We start from the raw sequence: 3,087 nt of genomic DNA on the forward strand, positions 1-3,087 counted from the left end.
CTGCTACTGGGTTTGCTAGTGCCGCTGACTCTGCGCCTGCGGCGCCTCTATGTGCGCCTCGTCACGGTGATCAGCTTCCTGGCGCTGAGCGGCGTGGTGAGGCAGCTGTGGTGTGCGGCGTGTGGCGATGCCGGCGCTGCATTCGACCATTTCGTCACTGATCTGCTGCTTTGGGCCGAGCTCGCCTGGCTGGCCTGCCTGGGCTGGGAGTGGCTGCGCGCCCGACAGGGCTCAGGGGGCAATCGCTCGCACGCCCCGCTGGCAAGCCGGTGGCGGCCGGCGTGGCTGCGACAGCAGGCTGCCGCCAGCCGTCGCTAAGCCTGCTTCACTGCCGCGCAGCGGGCTGGCGCTTGCTGCTGGCTGACTCGGGCAGGGCGCGCGCCTGTTCCAGGTAGCTGCGGACGCGCTGTGGCGGCAGGGTCAAGGATTCGGGGTCCTGCGCCTGCATGCCTTGAACAGCCTGCTCCAGCAAGGACACGGCAGCCGCCTTGTCGTGGCGATAAAGCGCCAGACGACCGCGCTGGTATTGCAGGCGCGCCTCCCATGCGGGCTGGGTGTTGGTGGCTTTCAGTTGCTCGGCGCTCAAGCCGTCGAGCAGTTCGGCCACGCCTCGGGTGTCGCGCTGGTCCAGCAGCAAGCCCGCCAGCTCGAAGCGCATGCCAAGGACCAGGGGCGCGCTATTGGAGCCGAATAGCTTCTTTGCATCAGCCAGCGCCTTGACCAGGATGGGTTCGCCTATCGCCGCCTGTCCATTCATGGCATAGGACTTGGCAGCATTCAATCTGGCCACCAGGGCGCCGCGTGGCATGGTTTTGCCATTGGCCTCCCAGGTGTCGGCAGCCTGCATATATACGCTGGCTGCCTTGGCCCATTGACCTGCTGCGTCATAGGCGGTGCCGAGCACATTCAGCGCGTAGCCGGTGCTGTTTGCACCGGGGCTGGTTGCCTTGCTCATGCAGTCCACCATCTGTTCGGCCAGCGGTAGACCCTCATCCACTTTTTTCTGTTCAATCAGCACATCGGCAAGGTTTTTGGCGGCGACACAGCTTAGGTAGTGCGCCTTGCCATAACGCGATTCCATGCTGCGCAAATTGTCGCGCGCCAGTCGTTCTGCCTTGGGAAAATCGGCCAGTGCGCGGTACAGAAACACCATGCGGTTGGAAATGGTCTCGGACAGCGCCGGGTCGGCGTTCGGCAGACGGGCGAGGATGGCTGCGGCTTCCTGGGCATCGGCCAGTGCGCGTTGCCACTGAAAGGCGGCGCCAGCCAGACTGCTGCGCGCCTGCCAATAGCGCACCTGGGTTTCGCTTGGCTTGGCGCCGGGCCGGAACAGGTTTTTTTCCACCAGATCGAGCTGCGCGCTGGCTTCTTTGACTTTCGACAGCGAGCGCAGGCTCAGTGCATAGGTCACCCTGACCTCATCGATCAAGTCAGGGTCAGCCTGCGGCATCTCTTTCAGGATGGCGAGTGCATGTTCGCCCTGCTGCGCTGCCAATTCATAGTTTTCCATCGCCTCGAAATTGCTCTGCATGGCCAGATGCAAAGCCAGATGTACCGAAGGACTGTATGGGCTGGCGGGGCCGTCGATGGTTTTGGCGGCGCGGATGGCGGCCTGCTGGACAGTGATATTGGTCTGTCCGGTGCGCGAGGGATTGGCCTGACCGATCAGGTCGCGGCTCATGAATTGATTGAGTGCCTGCACATTGCGGATCTGCTCGGCCAGGGCTGCCTCGCTGTCTTTCAGGTTCAGATAGGCATACAGGCAAAAGCCGATGCCGATGAGCAAGGTGCCGATCAGCGCCAGCAACCAGGGGCGGTTGGCCCGCTCGCGCGCCAGTGCCCGCCGATCACGCAGGGCTTGTTCCTGCGCTTCGATTTGTTGCTGGCGTTCGATATGGCGCTCGGGCAGCTGGCGCAGGTTGGCAATCAGGGTGGCAACGCTGCTGGTGCGGTGCTGCGGGTCGCCATCGGTTGCCTGGCGGATTTCTTCGATCAACAAGGTGTCGCCAAGCTGGCGCTCCCAACCTGGCAGCAGGGGCTGGCGCAAATCGCCGATCATCAGCTGGTACAACAGCACGCCGAGCGAATACAGATCGCTGCGCTCGGTCGAGGGCATATCGCGCCAGATTTCCGGTGCGATATACATGGCGGTGCCGCGCATGTCATCGCTGAGTATGGTTTTCGGTCCGGCAGCGCCAAGGCCGGTCAGGCTGATGGCGCCCAGGCGCTGTTCATCGGTAAGCCGGCCGCTGCCGAAGTCGGCCAGACGGATGCGCCAGCCATGCTCTTGCGCCTCGATCAGGATATTGGCCGGCTTGATGTCCTTGTGGATCACCGCCACGCTATGGGCGGCAGCAACCGGCTCGGCGATCTGCAAAAACAGCTGCAGCCTGTCGTCGGGCGACAGGCGCTGCAATTGCTCATTGCTTTGGCTCCAGCTCAGCAGGTTCTCACCACCATATTCCGCTTCCAGAAAGAATGGCGCGGTCTCGAAGTTCCAGTCGACGATGCGCAGTAAATCCTCGCGCTCGCCCAGCTGTTCATACAGCAGCTGAGCGAGGGTGGCCTCGCGTTTGAGGCCACCAAGGCTGCCGGCATCGGCAGCGTACTTGTAAACGCGCAGGGCGCCCGATTTGGGATTGCGGCCAAGCCAGACCTCACCGCCGGGCGTCTGGCCTATCATCCGCTCGAGTACAAAGCCGGGGCGGGCTGGCGCCGGCTGACCGGTGCTCAGCTGCAGGGCGCTGGCAAAGCCCTGTCCCACCGCAGTGCGCTGCACCGGAATGGCAATGCGGTAGCCGATCCGTGGTATCGCTTCGATCAGACCGGCATTGGATTCGCCCAAGACCGAGCGCAGGCGGGTAATGGCGCTGGCCAGTACATTCTCGCCCAGCAAGCGGCCGTGCCAGACCTGTTCTTCCAGTTCCTTTCTGGCCACGATTTCGCCGCGCTGGCTAAGCAGGGCAAGCAGCAGGCGCAACGATTGCGGCTGGATATCGACCGCCAGACCATTGACGGTGAGTTCTCCGGTTGACTCATCGAGCGTGGATGAGCCAAATCGATAGCGATACAGCGTGGACATGATGA

2 protein-coding genes are annotated in these 3,087 nt (G+C 63.1%); one reads left to right on the forward strand and one right to left on the reverse strand.

Annotated features, from left to right (window positions below):
* Positions 1–318 (forward strand): hypothetical protein (locus tag ACE3OH_RS21170; RefSeq protein ID WP_374357900.1); only part of this gene is annotated, 318 nt, incomplete at its 5' end.
* Positions 319–325: 7 nt separating this feature from the next.
* On the opposite strand, the gene ACE3OH_RS21175 is transcribed toward ACE3OH_RS21170, so the two are convergent.
* Positions 326–3,087: winged helix-turn-helix domain-containing protein (locus tag ACE3OH_RS21175; protein WP_374357903.1), on the reverse strand; the 2,762-nt coding region annotated here is incomplete at its 5' end.

The sequence above is a fragment of the Chitinimonas sp. genome (assembly GCF_041904975.1).
In the GTDB taxonomy this organism is placed as follows: domain Bacteria; phylum Pseudomonadota; class Gammaproteobacteria; order Burkholderiales; family Chitinimonadaceae; genus Chitinimonas.